This window comes from Vibrio algarum (genome assembly GCF_028204155.1).
GTDB classification, from domain to species: Bacteria; Pseudomonadota; Gammaproteobacteria; order Enterobacterales; family Vibrionaceae; genus Vibrio; species Vibrio algarum.
The window spans coordinates 1115308-1135183 of record NZ_JAQLOI010000003.1; the positions used below are offsets into that span (position 1 = coordinate 1115308).

The following is a 19876-nucleotide window of genomic DNA, read 5'->3' on the forward strand; positions in this document are numbered from 1 at the left end:
ATTGTGACATTGAGCGTGTGTTCAGGTGATTTTTGGTGTTGAAGGTCTTGGTTTTATAAGTAAACTGCATAATGGTTTCGTAATGATAACTATTTCACTAATGGCGCTAATGTGGTTTTTGATACGCATTCTTGTGTGTATTTGGTGTCTGGTATAATTTTAATAAAAGATAAAGAAAAAACACGAAGGCTCTGCATATGGATAACAAATATATTGTTGCAATTGATCAAGGGACCACGAGTTCAAGAGCAGTTGTACTGGATCACGATGCCAATGTTGTTAGTGTTGCACAACGAGAGTTCACTCAGATTTATCCAGAAGCAGGGTGGGTAGAGCATGATCCCTTGGAAATTTACGCAACGCAAACAACAACATTAATTGAAGCACTTATTCAAGTAGGCATATCTACTGATCAGATAGCAGCAATTGGGATCACCAACCAACGTGAAACCACGATCGTGTGGAATAAAGAAACAGGTAAGCCGGTATATAACGCTATTGTTTGGCAATGCAGAAGAACAGCCGCAATATGCGAAGAGTTTCAAAAACATGAAGGGTTCGAAGAATACGTACGTGACAACACCGGACTAGTTTTAGACCCTTATTTTTCGGGTACAAAAGTTAAATGGATTTTAGATAACGTCGAGGGGGCTCGGGAGCAAGCTGAAGAAGGTAAATTACTGTTTGGGACGGTGGATTCTTGGCTTGTATGGAAAATGACTCAGGGTAGAGTTCACGTTACGGATTACACTAACGCTTCTCGAACCATGCTTTTCAATATTAATACCCTAGAATGGGATCGTAAAATTTTAGATGAATTCGGTATTCCCTTTTCTATGATGCCGGAAGTCAAAGCCTCTTCCGAGGTGTATGGTCAAGCAAATTTGGGTGGCAGAGGAGGTACTCGCATACCTATCGCGGGTATAGCGGGTGATCAACAAGCTGCGCTGTTTGGTCAAATGTGCGTAGAGGCTGGTCAAGCAAAAAATACTTATGGTACCGGCTGCTTTTTACTGATGAACACAGGGAAAGATAAAGTATCTTCCTCTAATGGCTTGTTAACGACGTTGGCTTGCGGTCCCAAAGGTGAGGTTGCTTATGCTCTGGAAGGCTCCGTCTTTATGGCTGGAGCGTCGATACAGTGGCTGCGTGACGAAATGAAAATGATCGCTAACGCTAAGGATTCTGAATACTTTGCAACTCAAGTAGAGTCATCGAATGGTGTTTATGTTATTCCCGCCTTTACTGGTCTTGGAGCCCCTTATTGGGATGCCTACGCTCGTGGAACTATTTTGGGAATGACTCGTGGTACGGGCGTAAATCATATCATTAGAGCGACGTTAGAAAGTATTGCTTATCAAAGCCGTGACGTTATCGATGCAATGCAAGCGGATTCGGGTATTAAGCTTACTGATCTTCGGGTCGATGGTGGTGCGGTCGCGAACAATTTTTTAATGCAGTATCAAGCCGACATCTTAGATACTAATGTCCACCGGCCTAAAGTAACCGAAGTAACTGCATTGGGGGCGGCTTATCTTGCTGGGTTAGCGGTAGGATATTGGGACAGTATTGAAGAGGTGCGAAATAAAGCTGAAATTGATAAGACTTTCGAACCCGCCGACGATGAAGATAAGCGAACGGGGCGGTATAACGGATGGAAGAGAGCCGTAAAAGCGGTTCGAGCTTGGTCTGATGCAGAGCATTGATCTCACCGAATTGTCGTGAGATGGCGATAAACACGATTATTTAAAGAGAATAAAAAACCACCTTCATTGTATTGAAGGTGGTTTTTTCTATGTGACCTAGACTACTGGATTAAATAGCAGCGATTTGGCTCAATAGCTCGACATCTTTAGATGCTTTTCTATAGAACACAGCAGGTTGACCGATTGGTGCGTCAACTTCAATCCATCCGCCAGTAAATGTCTTACCACTCCATACGTGGACCCATTCATCTTCTGGTAGGTAAACCTTTTTAACTTCTTCGCCTTGGTTATAAACCGGAGCAACAAGTAAATCGCGGCCAAACAGATACTGGAACTTGATTTCGTATGCTTCAGTGTCGTTTTCATAGTGCATGAACAAAGGACGCTGAACCGGCATTCCTCTTTCAGAGTTCTCTTTAGACGCCGCTTTGATATAAGGCTTAAGGTGTTTAAAGATCTTAGTCATGCGAGCTAGATGCGCTAATGTTTCTGCATCGGTATCGAACTGATGATTATCACCAGGACGGTTGCCTTCGTGGCTACGCATGATAGGCGTAAATGCGGCCATTTCTGCCCAGCGTTGGAATAGTTCTTTTGAACGTTTACAGCCGTGAAGTGTTGTGTAACCCCCGATGTCACTGTGATGGATACCATTACCCATTAGCCCAGAAGACAGTGCTGCTGGTATTACAGAAGCAAGACCGTCATCAATACACCAGTCTACCAACTGATCGCCACCCCACAACGTATGACAGTTGCCTTGAATGCCAGTACCACCGGCGCGCATAAAGAATAAGATATCGTCTGTTTTACCTGCTTCTTCAATAGCTTCGTGCTGAACTTTTGCCCAACGATAAGGCCATTTGTTGTGTTCTATTTCAGCGCTAACGCCATTACTTAAAGAACAGTCTGTCGGCAGATACTCACCGAAATCACCCATCCAACCGTCTAGACCAAAATCGATCATGTTTGTCTTGATGACGCCTTTATACCATTCGCAAGCGTCAGGATTGGTGAAATCAACCACACCGCAGTAGAATTCACCAAAATCAACAACGTATTTCGAACCGTCTTGTTTAGTGGCTAAATAACCTTTTTCTGCCGCTTCGTTGTAAAGGGGGAAATCTTCCAAAACGTATGGATTGATATAGCCTAAGAAACGAACACCTTCTTCTTTTAGCTGGTGAATTTTTGTGTCTAATTCAGGATACAGCTCTTTGTTCCACTGCCAGTCCCATTGAAGACGCTTACCAAACGAAGTCATCTTGATGCCTTGCCAGTCCTGACACCAAGCGCCAGCAACTTCAACACCAGCGGCCTTGGCGGCTTCGATTTTTTCTAATGTAATTTCAGTACCACCTTGAATACCGAGGATCACTCCATTCGTTACCCAATCCGGTAATTCAGGTTGACGACCAAAGACACCTGTAATGTTTTCAACTAATGATGGGAAAGACTCTTCCGCATCAAGAAGTAAGTACTCAGGTATGTTCCAACATTGAAGTTCATGGAATTCATCATTGGTAAAATCAAAATCAGCGTAAGCAGTTGTTTCCAGGTGACAGAAATATTTTTTGTCTGATACGAAGGTAGGTTGTGGGTAATTGGTGTTGTAGTAATCGCCACCTGCTTTATCTTTAGTATCTGCAAGCCATGTGACATAGCTGTCTTTATTACGACCTACACCTGGTTCTGAAGACCAAAGTGGGAAGTTTTTACCACGGAGGTTGAAGTAGGTAAGTTGCTCACCGCAACCATATACTTTCTCGTCTTCTGTTGCGGCTACACGAAACCAGAATCTGTTGTATTTAGGATCAAGTGCTTCAAATTCTGCTTTTAAACGCGATTCTGCGGTTTCAGAAAGCAGCATTTTAATTGCTGGTTGGCCATCAAAGTTAAAAGTAATGACAGTCTTATCGCCGGTTTCTTCCACGGTATATTGGCGAAGAGGTAATCTTTCTGTGACATAATCAGTAATATCAAAGTTACCGCGATACATATCGTAGTTTGCTTCACCCACGCCTAGAAATAGCGATGGGTTTTGTGCAGAGTGCTTAAATATGGTTCTATTTTTATGCGTTATAATTAAAGCACTTTCGTTGTTGGATATATCCATTCTATAGCTCCGAAATAGTAAGAGGGAACGACTAAATTAATTGGTTTGATTTAAAGTTATTTATTTATAATCTACATATGATAATTAAATATAAATAGAGTAGAAATAAATAACCTATACAAATGTTTTTCAGCGTCTGTTTTAAATAATCCCCCCAGAATAGGGAGGGATTTTAATTACTACTTATATGTTTAGCTTATTTAAACTGAACTTTGTAGTCTGATGCTAATTTAGCTTCACAAGTTTTGATTTCGTTTTGGAAACGTTCTAGCCAAACTTGACCGTCTGCACCTGCTGTTTTAGCGAAGTAATCACGAACTGGAGCTGCCGCTTTTTGGAATGCAGCTTTTTCTTCCGCAGTCGGGCTGTAAACCGTACCACCAGCTTTCTTGAACTCTTCGTAAGCTGTGTATTCACGGTGCTTAGGATAAGAACGTAGGTACTGGTTTTGAGCGTCGATTGCGTCAATAATTACTTGCTTCAACTCATCTGGGAACGACTTGAATTTCTTGTCGTTAAATACCCAAGCACCACCCATGTATGCGTGACCATCAAGAATGATGTAGTTCAAGCTTTCTTGGAAGCGGTTTTGTACGATATCAACGATACCATTCTTAGTTCCGTCTACTACACCTGTAGAAAGTGCAGTATAAACTTCAGGCCATGCGATAGGCGTTGGAGCTGCACCAAGTTCTTTAACAAGTTCTTGTTGAATCTTAGCCGGTACAGTACGTAGTTTTAGACCGTTTAGATCAGCAGGAGACTTAACTTGTTTCTTAGTGGTTGCAATGTTACGCCAGCCACCAGAGTTAGAAACCATCATTAAACGTGAGTTAGGAGCGGTTTTCAAAATGTTGCCACGCACGTCGCCTAGGAACTCTTCATTGTCGTATACACATTCAGCGACACGGTCATTTGGAAGCATGTAAGGTAGATCAAATGCACCAATTGGTTGCCAGTAGTTTGCTAATTCAGCAATAGTTGTTTGGAAGTAATCAAACATGCCCGCTTGGATACCAGCAAGACACTCTTTAGCATTGCTACATAACTGACCTGAAGGATAGATATCAACAGAGATTGCACCGTTAGAACGAGACTCAACGTAGTTTTTGAAAACAAGTAGAGACTGATGGTTATAACTATCTAGGTTTGATACGTGCGGCACAGTTAGTTTGTAGTCTGCAGCTGTTGCAGCGCCAGAAGCTAGAATTGCCGTAGTAGCTAATCCAAGTAGTGTTTTTTTCATATTATGTTCCTTTAAATATATTTTATTATAAAGCCGGGGCTTTTATTTCACGTATATCAATGAGGGTATTACATAACCCCGAGTAGTTGCGGCAAGCCGATAACTAGCTGAGGGAAGAACGAAATTAAGAAGATGATTAAAAACTCAATTGCAAGGAATGGAATAATCGCCTTCGAAATATGTTGTAGCGGTACACCGGATACACCAGACGCCACAAATAGTACGAGACCCATAGGTGGAGTAGCTAACCCAATAGATAGGTTACACACCATTACTACACCGAAGTGTACGGGGTCGATACCAGCGGCAATCATGATAGGGGCAATGATTGGCGCAAAGATCAAGATCGCTGGGCCTGCATCCAAGAACATGCCTACAATGAATAGGAAGATGTTGATGATGAAGAACAGCAGGTAAGGGTTGTCAGTAATACCGTTAAAGAATTCTGCAACACTGTTAGATATACCTGAGAAGCTGATAGCAGAAGCAAACCCACTTGCAGCGGCAACGATTATTAGAATTGCTGCTGCGTTAACTGCTACTTTTGCAAATAGAGCGTAAGTGGCTTTAACAGTGCTTACTTTTAGAATATAAACCGACAGAATGATGGCATACAGTACAGCAACTGCCGCAGCTTCCGTAGGGGTGAAGATACCACCGTAGATACCACCAAGAATGATTACCGGAGTCATTAGCGGCAAAATTGCCATCTTCATGCTCTTGCGGCGCTCTTCTTTTGAAGCACGTTCAAACGGTTGGATATCAGGATAATGACGAATTTGGAAGCGGTTAACCAGCATTAAACCTAAGCAGAAGATCAATCCAGGTACAATACCAGAGAGAAACATTGCTGCTACAGAAGTATTCATTACAAATGCGTAGATCAACATGATGCCGGATGGTGGGATAATAGTACCCAGTACCGTTGCTGCTGCTGTTAGTGCTGCTGCATATGCTGCATCGTACTTATACTTTTTCATTTCAGGTATAAGCATGTTACCGATCGCTGATGTCGCTGCTACAGATGAACCTGTTAAAGCACCAAACATTGTCGCTGCGATAATAACTACATGGCCTAAACCACCACGCATGTGCTGTACACGAGTTTGAGCGAATGACACGATACGAGGGGTGATACCACCACTAGACATACATTCACCAGCAAGCATAAAGAACGGCAGTGCAAGTAGAAGGAAGTTATCAAGGCCTGAATAAAGTCGTTGATACAACATGTTAATAAATAAAACTTGGTCGTCCTGAACAAAAGTGATGATTGGTGAAAGACCTAGAGCAAAAAGAACAGGTACACCAATGAGCAAAAATGTCATGAAATAGACGAGGAAAATTGGAGAAATCATAATACGACGTCCTATTCAGTTACTTCAGCTAACTTTGTTTCGTCAGCAAAGTGGATGAAATTGTGTATCGATGCAGCTAACTTTTCTAATGCAGTAAAGCAAGATAGCGTCAACATAACAGGTGGAATGATGTAAATGACGTACATCGGGATTGGCAAGCTATCAGCCATTACACCACCAGTGGTATAGAATATGTATCCGTAATAGATCCAAATTGTGAACAGTATGAGAGCAGCAATGTGTGCGACAATCATAAAGATGTGGTAAACACGCATATTCTTAAACTTGTCTGTGATAAACGTCATTGCGATGTTTTGATCACGTAAATACACGATAGGCAAACACAAATAAGTCATATATATCATCAGGAAACGTGATGATTCATCGGTCCAACTTAGAGGGATGTTCAAAATGTAACGGCAGCCGACCTGAAGAAGAACGATTGCTGTCATTATTAATAACAAGATACCTGAAAACTGAGCAGTAAAATTTGCTATAGGTGCGTTAATCTTATGTAACGCGTTTTCAATACCCTTAAACATATAGTCACCATTAGAATTTAGCATTACAAACTTAGAATTATTTTTATTAAATCAATAATTTGTAGCTGATATTCTGTAGAGTTAGTTCACGCTTATTTAAGCACATCCTGTGCTCTTTATGACTAAGCTTGCTTTCCGTAAATTGTCCGTTTGGTTTGGCGAAATTTTAGCATTTTGGTAATTTTCGACCGTGATGCTTTTCACATCCAAACAATGCTTGTCATTATCTGCATATTTCATGTCACATTTCTAACATTATTTAGGGAGTAAACTCCCTAAATAAAAGTGACTTATTATTAAGCTTTACCGTTTGAACCGAACAGACGGATCTTGTGTCTAACTACTTCCATCATTGCGGCGATACCAGAATTGTTAACGTCTGCTAGAATAAAGTCGTCTTGATTTTCAGCCCAATGTGCTTGTACACCTCGGATAAAGCCTTGACGCAATTCTGTATCAACATTTATTTTTGCAACACCACGTTTAACGGCTTCGATAACTTGGTCATCTGGCACACCTGAACCACCGTGTAGAACAATAGGTTTTTTCACAGCTTCTTTGATTTCAGTTAGGCGCTCAAACTTAAGTTCTGGTGTTGTTTTATACACACCGTGAGCAGTGCCGATAGAAACTGCTAGATAATCAACACCTGTGCGCTCTGAGAAATCTAAAGCTTCTGCAACGGTTGTGATCATCGCATCTTTTTCATCAACAGTGATATCATCTTCTGTACCGCCTATCTTGCCGATTTCACCTTCTGAACCAAGGCCAAGTGCAGCAGCGACTTCAACAACGGCTTTTGTGATACGAATATTTTCTTCGAAAGGTAGAGCAGAGCCATCAAACATTAAAGACTGGAAGTCACGAGTGGCTGCTTCCATGCATTGCTCAAACTTGCGGCTGTGGTCAAGGTGAATACAGACTGGAACAGTGATGTTGTGATGTTGAATAAGAGAGTCCACTGCGTCACGAAGAGGCTTCATACCAATTTCGTTAATGGCTTTTTGGCCAATTTGCAACATAAAAGGAGATTGTTCTTCTTGTGCCGCTAGAAGTACCGCTTTGATGGTTTCTAGGTTGTGAGCTGTGAATGCACCGATAGCGTAGCCGTTTTCCCACGCTTCTTTGATCATTGTTTTGCCGGATAAGTAAGGCATTGGAGATATTCCTCTGTATTTGTTTGTTACTGTAGAAATTATCAGTCATCAGAGTTCATTTCTGTTAGATAAGTATCATTTTACGACATAAACAAACAACAATGGACAAAAGTGAGCGCTAGTGCACATCTTATCAATGCACTTTTATTGACTCTAATTAAGATAAGTCACTGTTCAGCAAATTAGATGTGGTAAAGCAAACATCAATGAGCAAGCTTGTTTGTATGGAAAGCCATTGCGACTGCCCTGGAAAGCTTTGAGTGCTTTGAGATGTAGCATCCCAATTGATGGCATTCTTATATTAGCTGGGAGTGAACAGCGTAAAGTTTACTAAAGTCGATACCCTGCGATAGATCAAACAGTTGAACTGTCTGAGCGTTTTTTAACATACAAAAAAAGATGACAGCCAAAGGCCATCATCTTTCAATCTCTCACTAACAAATGTCAGTAAAATTATATTAATTTACTTCATGTCTTGGTCTAACAAACCCGCAGCTAATGCTGGAGCTAAACCAGGAGTGAGAGGTAACCTTGGAATGACTAAGCAATGCATTAGGTGATAAATATCTTGTTTACCATCCCACACTTTTGCTGACACTACGTTATTACAATCAAGTTCTTGCCACCAAGAACAACCTTCGTAATCCATTAGGTAGGTGCGGCAGTAATCCCACCAAGTTTGATAAAACTCTTCATATTTTTTATCACCGGTGACGGTGAATAGCGCATAAGCTGTACCGATAGCTTCAACAGGAGTCCAACGGATACGTTCACGAACAACTGGTTTACCGTCCCAATCAACAGAGTAAACAAAACCCGGTGCACCATCGACCGACCATGCATCACGAACGGTTGCATCAAATAAGCCTTTCGCATCTTCTAGTAGCCAATCTGGGGTTTCTGCACCAATTTCTAGTAATGTGGCACGAAGATGGCAGATTAGACGTCCCCACTCGATCCAGTGACCAGGAGTACCACCGTAGGCACGAAAATGGCTTGCTGGCGTTTCTTTGTTGTAGTCAGGAAGTGGATTCCAGTTTGAGTCAAAATGCTCGTTTACACGGTAGCTGAGGCTTTTGGCTGTCTTGTGGATCATAAACTCAGTAATATGTAGTGCTCGATCTAGCCATTTCTTGTCTTTTGTTACATCGTAAACAATCAAGAAAGCTTCAACAGCGTGCATACTGGCATTACCACCACGGTAGTCTTCAGTCTCTGAGAATTTTTCATCCCAAGACTCAAGGCACATTTGCTCTTCTTCACTCCAGAAGTATTGCTCAACTACTTTAATTGCTTCGTCTAGTAACGCTTGGGCACGCGGGTGTCCCGTTGTTACAGCACTTGCTGCACCAAGTAAAACAAAGCAGTGTTGGTAACCCTGTTTTGATGCATCGACAATTCCGTTACCTTCGTTGTCTATAGTAGCGTACCAACCACCATGAGTAGTATCCTTTAGTGGTCCCTCTAATGCAGCAATGCCATGTTCAACGAGATCATACGCACCAGGACGTCCCATCAAAGCAGCGAGAGAATAGCAATGTAACATTCGTGCCGTGATCCATAGGCGTGTTCCCATTTCTTCACGAATGCTGCCATTATTGCCAACCCAACCAAATCCGTTTGGTACTACTGCATTTCTTCCAAATTCAAAAATTCGATCTGTTTCAGTTTCTAACCAAGAATTATGGGATCTGGTGTTAATCCACTTCATACAAAATTTCCTCTTGTGAAAACAAATAATAAGATAGTGCGAAGCTTAACCAAACCAAATAACTACAAATTCGAAAGTAAAGGTGTGTGTTAAGTTCTAATTAAGTTTAATAAAGGTCAAGGCCGAAACATAAACAACATTTATAAAGTGTATTAAGCTAAGTTGAGACCGATTTAACAGTGCTATTCTTAGTTTATCTTGTTGAGTTGTTTTGGATATTTCTCTTTACTGTTTGTTACTACTGATATTATCAGCTTGTGGCTATATTTCTGTTAGTTATGTAGCATTTTGTACAAAAACAGCCATAAATGGACATTTTTGAGCGTTAGCACACAATAAGTGACAAAAAGATACTTGTGTACTAAGTGGTATCCGTCGGGGGTTTCCTAAAAAAGGCGCTCGTAATAGAGCGCCAGTATTGAATTCAAATAAAGCGTTGGCTTATTTAATACTGAAACGATGGACCGTTTTCTCTTCGAAAATTTCGCCCGGGTTCAGACGAGTTGTCGGGAAGTGAGACTGATTAGGACTATCAGGGAAGTGCTGAGTTTCCAAACACATACCGCTACACGATTCATATTTATAACCGTTGCGAGCAATCCAAGGCTTGTTAGACAGTTTAGAACCGTTGTAGAACTGGACAGCTGGCTGAGTGGTCAACACGGTCATAAAGCGGCCGCTATTGGGCTCATATAATTCAGCAGCGAAGGCATATTCACCTTCTACGTCTCGATTGTGCAAGATGTAATTATGGTCATATGCACCATCAGGGACATGAGACTTATTTTCGCCAATATTTACCATTGAGGTAAAGTCTAGTCCTGAGTTTTTAACGGACAAAATTTCACCTGTAGGTATCATATTCTCAGCGGTTGGTGTGTAGTAATCGCCATAAATTTTCAGCTGGTGACCGTCTATTGAGCCAGAGTCATGACCACCAAGGTTATAGTAGCTATGGTTTACGAGGTTAATGACTGTAGGTTTGTCGGTCGTCGCCTTAAAGTTGTAGTGCACCTGATTATCTTCGTCTAGACCAATAGTATGAACAACATTCAATGTCCCACCGTAGCTGGACTCACCATCTGGTGACACGCGACTAAAGTGGATGAAGGTTTCTTGTTCCGATTCTTCAATAGAATAGTCCCATACGTATTTGTCGAATCCTTTTGAACCACCGTGCAAGTGTTGCACTGTTGGTGATTCATTGGTCTCTAACTGATACTTGATACCATCAAGAGAGTACTTCCCATCTTTAATACGGTTCGCGAAACGACCAGCAATAGCACCAAAAAATGGGTGACCACCAAGGTATTTTTCTAAGCTTTCGTAACCTAGAACGATGTCGGCTAAATTGCCATCGCGGTCTGGTGTTTCGATTGAGGTGACGATACAACCGTAGTTGGTGACCGATACTTTCATGCCATTTGTATTGGTGAGCGTAAAAAGTTGAACAGGTTTATCCTGACCTTCTACTGATCCCCAAGAGGTGATGGTAAGTTCCACGTTATTGGCCTCTGATAATATTAGTTATGGTATGTGATAACGAAAGACTATTTGATCTTTGGTTCTAGACCTGAAGTTACTCGTAACTGCTCTAATACTGCTGACCAGTCTTGGCGACCACGGCCCGCAGCGCGAGTAATGCTATAAACCTCACGAGACGCAGCACCACATGGCATAGGAACATTAACTTGGTTAGCTAAATCAAGAGCGATACCTAAGTCTTTGTGCGCAAGATCAACCATAAACGCAGGAGACAAATCTCCGGATAATACTTTACCAGGCCAGGTTGTAGTGAAGTGACCTTTACCTGCTGGGGTGCCACTCATTACAGCCATTGCCGTATCGAAATCTAAGCCGATTGCTTCTGCTAACGTAATGGCTTCTGCAGATAACGCGTTAAGAGCAATACTCATGTAGTTATTGATGATTTTTACGCGGATGCCTTTACCAGCACCGCCAGCGTCTACTGTTTCACTCCCCATGCAATCGAAAAGAGGCTGCGCCTTAGCTATTTGCTCTTTTGAGCCACCAGCTAAGATAAGAAGTTCACCTTTGATCGCGTGGTCTGATGTGCGACCTACTGGTGCTTCCATCATAGAGAAACCTTTGTCTGCCATCTCTTTTACAAGTGCGTCAGTTTCAAATGGGTGGATAGTAGACATATCAATCAAAAGCGCTTCTTTGCTCATGGTTGATGTGATTCCATTTTCACCAAAAATGATATTTCTTACTAGCGCACCGTTTGGCAGCATAGTAACAATGAATTCAACGTCTGAAGCGGCGTCTGCTGGAGAAGCAGCTGCTACCGCACCTTGGCTTACTAGTGCTTGTATTGCGTCTTCGCTGATGTCGAAAACTTTTAGCGTGTGACCACCGTTAATTAGGTTAGCCGCCATTGGGCTGCCCATTTGACCAAGACCGATAAAGCCGATAGTTGACATGATTTGTTCCTTGTATGCATATTGGGATTGTCGCCAATATAACGTTTTTACCAAAAACTACTGTAATCAATGTCACATTTTGTCGTTTTGTGTTCATTTGTTGTTGTTTTGTGATTGCAATCTCAATAGAAATCAACAGATTTCTTATAATGTAACCATACTGTAGCCCTATACCTATCTGTGCTGGTGTTGATAATCCATGTGTATACAGATATGTGATAATTAAAAAGAGAATTAAATAATGCCGATTGCGTGTCTTGGAATTACTGTATTAGATAGAGTACAGCGAGTAGTACAACTCCCGACAACAGGGGGAAATTTGTCGCGACAGATTATTTCGAAATTGGTGGCGGTCCAGCTGCTACAGCTGCGGTAGCAGTAGCTAAGTTGGGATGTGAAGTGGATTTTATTGGCCGCGTTGGTGGTGATTCTGTTGCTGAAACTATGCTGGCAGAATTATCCAGTTATGGTGTGGATGTTAGTAAAGTCATTCGTATTCCTAATGCATCATCGGCGTTTTCAGCCGTATTAGTTGATGATGAAGGTGAGCGTATGATTATTAATTATCAAGACAAATCACTTATACGAGATATCGAGCCTCTTAAATCTGTCGATTTCTCTACATACTCAACCATCTTATGTGATGTGCGTTGGCCAGAAGGTGCAAAATATGCACTAGAACAGGCTAAAAAGTATAACGTTCCAACGGTGCTGGATGCGGATTTATCACCTGATTCAATCGCCGATTTGGTGGAACTTGCTGATCATGTTGCTTTTTCTGAACCCGGCCTAGAAAGGTTTACTGAGACAAGTGACCCAATTGAAGGGTTAAAAATCGCTCAGAAAAGGACAAAAGGTAAAGTTTATGTTACCGTTGGCGCGAAAGGTTGTTACTGGTTAGAAAATGGCGAACTTAAGCACCAAACAGGCAAAGTTGTAGACGTAGTAGATACAACTGGTGCGGGCGATGTTTTTCACGGAGCCTTTGCTGTCGCGGTTTCAGAACAGATGGAAACAAGACAATCCGTTATTTTTTCAAACACAGTTGCAGCGTTGAAATGCACCAAGTTAGGTGGGCGTGAAGGTATTCCAAGTAGGGAAATTGTTAACGCCGATATAAATTAATAACAACAAGGTTTATCATGACTAATCCTAGACAAGACAAATTATTACAATTAGTTATCGATAAAGGTTACTGTACCGTTGAAGATTTGGCAGAAACTTTACAAGTTTCTACACAAACGATAAGACGAGATATAAAAAAGCTTAGTGATGAGAGACTAATTGTGCGTCACCATGGGGGAGCGAGTTCTCCTTCTAGCACTGTAAATTTAGACTACGAAATTCGTAAAGTATCTGAAACTGATGAAAAAAATGCAATCGGTGAAAGAATAGCAGATATGATCCCTGATAGTTCGACAGTATTTTTGACTATCGGCACGACTGCAGAAATTATTGCGACTCACTTGCTTAAAAAAAGTAACCTTCAAATCATTACTAATTCATTGCGTGTTGCCAATGTGCTGCATAGTAATAAAAGCTTTGATGTACTTATACCAAGCGGAAAAATTCGCGCAACAAATGGTGGAATCGTTGGAACAGAAGCGCTTGATTTTATCAATAACTTCCGTTTTGATTATCTGATCACGAGTGCTGGTTCTATTGATGCAGATGGTACGCTCTTGGAGTACGATTTAAATGAAACAGCTATTGCTCAATCGGTGATGAAGTCAGCCAGAAATGTATTTGTCGCGATAGATTCGACTAAATACACACCTAAAGGCTCTATAGAATTGGGGCATATACGCGAGGCGACCGTTTTCTTCACGGATGTACAGCCACCCACTGATATTCAGGAAGTTCTGAATCAGACGACGGTGAAATTAGAAGTCTGTGGTAGTTAAGCTTAAGTAGCGTAATTCAAAATTTTAAAAGGAGAGGGTACTCTCCTTTTTTGTGATCCCAAATCACTTTTCTGTCATAACAAACAGGAAATTGACATTTCTCTGACTGTTAGCGCACCTATCAATCTCTATCTGGGTAGTAATATGTGGGTAGATAATTTGTCGTACAATAAGATTTTATTGCGATGTATAACATTGATAGAAATAGGGGTTAACCATGCAAAAAGAACAACAACACGAAGTGACTACAGAGAAGTACAGTATTCTGTTTTTTCTAGAAGGGTTAATGGTATTAAGTTTTTTAATTATAGTTATTGCTTTTACTATCCCTTCAAGTGTTTATGCAATGAACGCGATCATTGGCGCTATCTTTACCGCGGGTGTATGTTCGATCGGAATCTTAGCGTTTGCTAATGCTAAAATTGGCGTTGAACGAGGACTATTTAAGTTACCAACAGTCGCTAAACGTTCTTATTAATTCATAATTTAAATGATACTTCCCTAACGGTCAGGCACGCTGTGTACTGACCTTTTTTCGTACCTACCCCAAATCTCCCTTTCGCTTGACTGAATTTAAGTTCCTAGGTGTTGATCTCTGTCATTACCTAATCAAAAGGCAGTTAATACTACTATTGAAAGTAATAATTATAGAATTAGTGAGCTGAATACATGATTGGTTTATCATTTGCCGTATTGTCCATTTAACCAATGTGTTAGAGTTGATAAGTAATATTATTTACCAGATTGACCTGTTTGAGTACATAAGTGGGAGTTAGGATGACACCAACGTTTCAGTTAATCACAGGATTATTGACAGCATTGCTATTGATTGGATGTGATTCCCCAACTAAAAATACGACCACCGAAAGCCCAAGTATCGATACAACGATAAAAAACGAACAAGAAGCATCAGAGCCTTTAAAACAGATAATTTTGACCATGGGTTCATGGAGGAAAGACGATGTTGAGCAGATAGGGTTTATTTTAAAGAAATTCAATGAAAAGTATCCGCATATTGTTATCAAATTTGACCCGACCGAACCTTCTCAATATAACGACGTTATTGCTGCTCAATTAGAAGGTGGTACAGCACCAGATCTGTTTTACCTTCGTTCTCATAGCGCATCGGCAGAGATGTTTAATAAAGGTTATCTCGTTGGGCTTAATGATCTGACTGATATTCGAAATAATTTTCCGCCGCAAATGCTCAATGCTTGGGCCACAAAAGAAAATATCTACGGTGTCCCGTTAATGGCCGTGTCTCATGGAATTTACTTTAACGCATCCTTTTTTGAGCAAAATAATTTGGTAGTGCCTACTTCATGGGAAGCTTTGCTATCTTTAGCTGAAAAGCTTAAGGCCGAAGGGATTATTCCATTTGCGAATGCAACCGGTGATAACTGGACAACGAATGGATTGATATTGCAAAACGTCCTACCAGGAATTATCGGTGGGGATCAAGGTCGATTAGAGTATTACAATGGGACACGTTGTTTTAACGATGCTCAGATGGTTAGTGTTTTTAAGGCAGTTAAAGATATTTCTTCTTATATAGCAACGAACCATAGACTACTAAAATATGCGGATAGCTTACAACTCTTTATCCAAGGAAAATCACCAATGTGGTTTGGTGGTTCATGGGATATTCCGTTTTTTGAGGCTCAAAACCCTGATTTTGATTGGAGCGTTTTTGCTATCCCGCCACCAGATGGAAAAGAGTATTACGTCACGTTTCATCCTGATGCGGGAATCGGTCTGAATAGTTCGTCGCCTTATATAGAAGAAGCTAAGCTATTTTTGCAATGGATGACAACCAAAGAATTTGCAGTGCTTTTTGAAGAGCAGTTGCCGGGTTTTTTTCCTATGCACTATGAGGTGACAAGCACCAAGAATCCACACGCTAACTTGTTTCTGGATTTACATAACCAATATAAAACAGCGACTCGTATCTGGAGACAAATTGAGCAAGGGGAGCCAAGTGACTACAAAGTAGCGGTCCAAGCTTCAGCTGATGTTATGAATAATTTAATCACGCCACAACAGGCAGCAGACAACCTTCAAGAAGGGATCTCTTCTTGGTATTTGCCTGCGCAACAATGTCAACATGACTAAGACTAAGCCGTTAATTAAACGAAATATAGTCCGTAGAGTTATTCTTGGATATGTTTTAGCGCTTAGTTTTACCATTGTTATTGTATTCTTAGCTTTTACTGGGCTAAATAAGATTAATGCTACTGTCGATGATATTACCAATCGATTGACCGAGACTCGGAACCTCGCTCAGGGTATTGACAACAAACTCCAATTGGTTGGGTTTTATACCGACAGATACCAACGTTTATACCATCAAGTAGATTTAGATTCCTTTAACGAAAAGGTTTTAGATTTAAAGGCTAGTTTAGATAGTATAAGCGTTTTGATCAGCGACGAAGTTACGTTGGATATGGTGCATTATATTCAACGAGAAACAGATATTTATTTGAAAGAGTTTGAAGAGATAACCAAACTTATCATGTATCAGCAATCACTCTTGTCTACAATTTTTCTGAAACAAGAACTTCTCGTAGAAAATCAATTATCTGCTATTCGTATAAATGTTGGTATCGTTCAGGTTCCAGACATCTATTTTTCATTTGGAAATGCTCGAGCTTCATTCGAGTTGATGCGCTTACAGCAGTCAAAGTATCTTAGTAAAAATGATGAAAAGTACTTTGTGATGTTTAAGAACAATTATGAGCTTTCTACGGATGCATTTTCTGACTTGATTCAGGCCATGACTAAAGCCTCAATACATTCAGACATAGTTAATAACGCAATGAAAGCGCAGGAAGAATTGAGAATTTATTATAATACTTTCCTTGATATACATCGCGCCAACATCTCTTTAAGAAGGTTGTCCAAAAAGTTAGACGATCATGAATTAAAAGTTGTTCAAACGTCTTCAAAAATAGCTATGCGTATTGAAGATGAGTACAAAAAGGGTAATAACTTGACCCAAGAGTTGGTGCGAACGACTCAGCTTCAATTGTTAGCGGCTGTCATTATTGCAATTTTGATTAACTTAGCGCTTATTTATGTTGTTTTACGAAAGATAATTGCTCCTATATTTCAAGAGTTACAAGATCTATCTAACCTTGATGGCTTAACACAAGTCGCTAATAGGCGAGCGTTCGATATAGGTTTAGAGAGAGAGGGGATTAGAGCGAAAAGAGAGGGTAAGCCGCTTTCTTTAATCATGTGTGATGTTGATTACTTTAAAAAATACAATGATGAGTACGGTCATCAACTGGGCGACCTTTGCCTTAAAAGAGTCGCAGCTTCCATCAATAATACATGTAACCGACCCGAACATTTTGTCGCAAGATACGGTGGCGAAGAATTTGTGATAATTTTACCCAACACGTCTGCGAAAATGGCATTAGACATTGCTGAAAAAATGAGGCTTAGTATAGAAGGCCTTAAAGTGCCTCATCGAACGTCTTCAATTAACGCGTTTGTCACAATTAGCATGGGCGTCGCAACAATGACTGACAAGGAAGAAATACCGACTGAAACGCTTATCAGTTATTCAGATAGAGCGCTTTATAAGGCTAAGCGTAACAATAGGAACTGTGTTTTACATTATAACGACATTTAAACTGATAAAGTTGGCATATTATTTTTACCTTCATCAAGTATTTCTCTTTGCTTGAGTTGTACTGAAATGTCACCTGACGTTTATGTTGAGTTTCGTCAATAATGTACTCAAAAAACAAGGCCTCTAAATTAGATAATGCCGTTCGGTTAGTGCTAAATACTTCGTCATTCCCGTGAAAACGGGAATCTTGGCTGTACTAGATCCCGATTTTCATGGGGATGACGTCGGTTTTCGTCGGGATTACAGGTTTAAATGACCTTAACCGAACAGCATTACTCTAAATTAGAGGCCTTGTATGTAAATGTTATTTGATTTTTAGCGTTAAGCGATCTGTGTCATTTCGTTTAGCGTAAACGACATGACTGCGCCATCTGTGGCGACCATGTATTCAGCTAAGTGTGTATTACTCATATGTGTTTGCCATAATTCACGAGATACCCAGTTTTCATAGAACGTAAAGTGAGCAAGGTTCTCGTTATCCTGGTGAAGATCATAGTTGATGCAACCTTCTTCAGAACGAGTACTACCAATCAATTTTAAAAGCTCGGCTTTAACTGGCTCAATTTTGTCTTTATTAGCGACGATATTGGCGACAATAGTCAATTTCGTCATGGGGTCTTCCTCGATAGTCTTGTTCGGTTTGTGTCGGTCTGTGGCTGAGATGAATAATAAGATTAATATGAGTAAACCATAGGAAAGAGATCTAGGTTTATTCATTTCTACGCTTAAAAAGGAAGACACTAAATGTGGGTATTGACTATTGCCTAGCTACTTATTAAAGAATCGGTAATAGCGCCGTCTAACGCTATTGGTAAAATAGGGTTGGACAGCAAAACCATATCCCTGTTATTTAGATTTAATTTATCTAGGCACTCACCGAAATAACGGTCAAATATCTCATCAAGTCCGCCATTGTTAATTAGATAAGTTAATCCCAGTTCTATCTGTTTTGCCAGTTCAGGTTTTTCTGGGTGTACGTAAAATACTAGAGGGAATGGATAATAAAGTACCAAATCCGGTTCAATGATCAGGTTAGGAAACTTATGAGTAATACTTTCAAAAACAGTCTCTACTTCATTTGCCCCTAAAGAGACGTAATCGCACTCACCGTTGCTGAGGTAATGAAATATTTCTTCGAAACTGCCTTTCTCAAACACTTGAAAACCATTGTGCCTAAACAGATCTGCGTCAGCCCATGTAGCGGGGATACCTGCCTTTAGTGTGCTGATTGTTTGTTTGGTGCTTTCTAACGTATGGCTGATTATCGAGCTGAAATTTTTCCGAGTTATTAATATACGGTACCCCAATAGTCCTTTGGTTATTGGTTTGTTGATGGGGATAAACGCTTTGTTGGAAAACTTGAGGTTTCCCGCAACGGTTACGAGTACGTCGGTTCCGTTGGAAAAGACGTTTCCTTCATCTTTTGCAGATGGATAGTCTGTAGTATCAATAATAACGGAAGGTTTTGAGTTTGTAGCACTTTTCGTTGCTTGCAACGCGGCAGTGAGAATCTCAAATTCATATTGCTGACGAACAGGGGATTTATTGCCGTTCCAAAAATGTATGTTTTTCATTGTGTTATATTCGTAGATACTCAGGGTAATAGCGGATGTATACTTTTCTTAGTAATCTAACCAGACTAGCGTACCATATAGCCACTGTAAAGAAAGCGCTTTCTATACGTGTGAAAAGTTTGAGGTGACAAGAAATAATGTGGATGAATCGCCAGTTTGGTTGTTTAAAATCTTCCAAATTCAAATTTATTGATAAAAAAACAAGCACATCCCTTTGGGGGTTAAATTAAAATGCTATCGAGAAAGAGAAAAACGGAATAGTAAGGGGCGGTCTGTCTGTCTCATCACAAAATTAGAACCAAAGGTCAATGTTATAAGCAAGGTGTTTTTTTTCAATGTTTTTAATGCTTTAACTGTGAATGCGAATATAGTGCCCGTACTGCGTTTTCTGTAATTATCTGTTTTATAAGGAAATATATTACTTTCCTGTTTGCTGGGATATTTGTGACATTAGTAGGGTTTCGGGCTATTTCGTGTTGTT

At 40.5% G+C, this 19876-nt stretch carries 16 protein-coding genes; 6 read left to right on the forward strand and 10 right to left on the reverse strand.

Annotated features, from left to right (window positions below; translation table 11 throughout):
- The first annotated feature begins 197 nt into the window (after positions 1-197).
- Positions 198-1706 (forward strand): glycerol kinase GlpK, encoded by a 1509-nt coding sequence (gene glpK, locus PGX00_RS20450; protein WP_272140032.1) that lies wholly within the window; start codon positions 198-200, stop codon positions 1704-1706.
- A 109-nt stretch (positions 1707-1815) separates the two neighbouring features.
- On the opposite strand, the gene PGX00_RS20455 is transcribed toward glpK, so the two are convergent.
- From PGX00_RS20455 to yihU, 8 genes are all read right to left on the reverse strand, one after another.
- Positions 1816-3822 (reverse strand): alpha-glucosidase, encoded by a 2007-nt coding sequence (locus tag PGX00_RS20455; RefSeq protein ID WP_272140034.1) that lies wholly within the window; start codon positions 3820-3822, stop codon positions 1816-1818.
- A 196-nt stretch (positions 3823-4018) separates the two neighbouring features.
- Positions 4019-5068 carry a TRAP transporter substrate-binding protein gene (locus PGX00_RS20460; RefSeq protein WP_272140036.1) on the reverse strand — a complete coding sequence of 350 codons (1050 nt, stop codon included), beginning with the start codon at positions 5066-5068 and terminating at the stop codon, positions 4019-4021.
- Positions 5069-5136: 68 nt separating this feature from the next.
- On the reverse strand, positions 5137-6426 hold the full coding sequence (locus tag PGX00_RS20465; RefSeq protein ID WP_272140038.1) for a TRAP transporter large permease: 1290 nt from the start codon (positions 6424-6426) through the stop codon (positions 5137-5139).
- 11 nt (positions 6427-6437) lie between these two features.
- Positions 6438-6968 carry a TRAP transporter small permease gene (locus PGX00_RS20470; protein WP_272140040.1) on the reverse strand — a complete coding sequence of 177 codons (531 nt, stop codon included), beginning with the start codon at positions 6966-6968 and terminating at the stop codon, positions 6438-6440.
- A gap of 296 nt (positions 6969-7264) precedes the next feature.
- Complete coding sequence (locus PGX00_RS20475) at positions 7265-8125, reverse strand: class II fructose-bisphosphate aldolase (RefSeq protein WP_272140042.1); 861 nt, start codon at positions 8123-8125, stop codon at positions 7265-7267.
- A 463-nt stretch (positions 8126-8588) separates the two neighbouring features.
- Positions 8589-9836, reverse strand: a complete 1248-nt coding sequence (locus PGX00_RS20480) for an AGE family epimerase/isomerase (protein WP_272140043.1) — start codon at positions 9834-9836, stop codon at positions 8589-8591.
- A gap of 441 nt (positions 9837-10277) precedes the next feature.
- The gene (locus PGX00_RS20485) at positions 10278-11339 is read right to left on the reverse strand and encodes an aldose epimerase family protein (protein WP_272140045.1); all 1062 of its coding nucleotides are present in this window, start codon (positions 11337-11339) and stop codon (positions 10278-10280) included.
- Between the two features lie 47 nt (positions 11340-11386).
- The gene (gene yihU / locus PGX00_RS20490; protein ID WP_272140047.1) at positions 11387-12334 is read right to left on the reverse strand and encodes a sulfolactaldehyde 3-reductase; all 948 of its coding nucleotides are present in this window, start codon (positions 12332-12334) and stop codon (positions 11387-11389) included.
- 345 nt (positions 12335-12679) lie between these two features.
- Between yihU and PGX00_RS20495 the strand changes: the two genes are divergently transcribed.
- The 5 genes from PGX00_RS20495 to PGX00_RS20515 all read left to right on the forward strand — a co-directional run bounded on the left by PGX00_RS20495 (position 12680) and on the right by PGX00_RS20515 (position 17821).
- Positions 12680-13405, forward strand: coding sequence for a PfkB family carbohydrate kinase (locus tag PGX00_RS20495; RefSeq protein WP_272140049.1), 726 nt, complete (start codon positions 12680-12682; stop codon positions 13403-13405).
- A 17-nt stretch (positions 13406-13422) separates the two neighbouring features.
- Positions 13423-14184, forward strand: coding sequence for a DeoR/GlpR family DNA-binding transcription regulator (locus PGX00_RS20500; protein WP_272140051.1), 762 nt, complete (start codon positions 13423-13425; stop codon positions 14182-14184).
- 217 nt (positions 14185-14401) lie between these two features.
- Positions 14402-14662: a hypothetical protein gene (locus PGX00_RS20505; protein ID WP_272140053.1), complete on the forward strand. Its 261-nt coding sequence runs from the start codon at positions 14402-14404 to the stop codon at positions 14660-14662.
- A 299-nt stretch (positions 14663-14961) separates the two neighbouring features.
- On the forward strand, positions 14962-16296 hold the full coding sequence (locus PGX00_RS20510) for an ABC transporter substrate-binding protein (RefSeq protein ID WP_272140056.1): 1335 nt from the start codon (positions 14962-14964) through the stop codon (positions 16294-16296).
- Positions 16289-17821: a GGDEF domain-containing protein gene (locus PGX00_RS20515; RefSeq protein ID WP_272140058.1), complete on the forward strand. Its 1533-nt coding sequence runs from the start codon at positions 16289-16291 to the stop codon at positions 17819-17821. The genes PGX00_RS20510 and PGX00_RS20515 overlap by 8 nt, the downstream gene beginning before the upstream one ends.
- Positions 17822-18142: 321 nt before the next feature.
- Here PGX00_RS20515 and PGX00_RS20520 read toward each other — a convergent pair whose 3' ends face one another.
- Positions 18143-18433, reverse strand: a complete 291-nt coding sequence (locus PGX00_RS20520) for a putative quinol monooxygenase (RefSeq protein WP_272140060.1) — start codon at positions 18431-18433, stop codon at positions 18143-18145.
- Between the two features lie 152 nt (positions 18434-18585).
- A complete protein-coding gene (locus PGX00_RS20525) occupies positions 18586-19395 on the reverse strand; it encodes a type 2 periplasmic-binding domain-containing protein (RefSeq protein ID WP_272140062.1) in 810 nt (269 codons plus the stop codon).
- Between the last annotated feature and the right edge of the window lie 481 nt (positions 19396-19876).

Bases quoted from the DNA above. Each gene is read 5' to 3' on its own strand.
- glpK (WP_272140032.1), top strand. From the start codon at position 198: ATGGATAACAAATATATTGTTGCAATTGATCAAGGGACCACGAGTTCA.
- PGX00_RS20455 (WP_272140034.1), bottom strand. From the start codon at position 3,822: ATGGATATATCCAACAACGAAAGTGCTTTAATTATAACGCATAAAAAT.
- PGX00_RS20460 (WP_272140036.1), bottom strand. From the start codon at position 5,068: ATGAAAAAAACACTACTTGGATTAGCTACTACGGCAATTCTAGCTTCT.
- PGX00_RS20465 (WP_272140038.1), bottom strand. From the start codon at position 6,426: ATGATTTCTCCAATTTTCCTCGTCTATTTCATGACATTTTTGCTCATT.
- PGX00_RS20470 (WP_272140040.1), bottom strand. From the start codon at position 6,968: ATGTTTAAGGGTATTGAAAACGCGTTACATAAGATTAACGCACCTATA.
- PGX00_RS20475 (WP_272140042.1), bottom strand. From the start codon at position 8,125: ATGCCTTACTTATCCGGCAAAACAATGATCAAAGAAGCGTGGGAAAAC.
- PGX00_RS20480 (WP_272140043.1), bottom strand. From the start codon at position 9,836: ATGAAGTGGATTAACACCAGATCCCATAATTCTTGGTTAGAAACTGAA.
- PGX00_RS20500 (WP_272140051.1), top strand. From the start codon at position 13,423: ATGACTAATCCTAGACAAGACAAATTATTACAATTAGTTATCGATAAA.
- PGX00_RS20505 (WP_272140053.1), top strand. From the start codon at position 14,402: ATGCAAAAAGAACAACAACACGAAGTGACTACAGAGAAGTACAGTATT.
- PGX00_RS20510 (WP_272140056.1), top strand. From the start codon at position 14,962: ATGACACCAACGTTTCAGTTAATCACAGGATTATTGACAGCATTGCTA.
- PGX00_RS20515 (WP_272140058.1), top strand. From the start codon at position 16,289: ATGACTAAGACTAAGCCGTTAATTAAACGAAATATAGTCCGTAGAGTT.
- PGX00_RS20520 (WP_272140060.1), bottom strand. From the start codon at position 18,433: ATGACGAAATTGACTATTGTCGCCAATATCGTCGCTAATAAAGACAAA.
- PGX00_RS20525 (WP_272140062.1), bottom strand. From the start codon at position 19,395: ATGAAAAACATACATTTTTGGAACGGCAATAAATCCCCTGTTCGTCAG.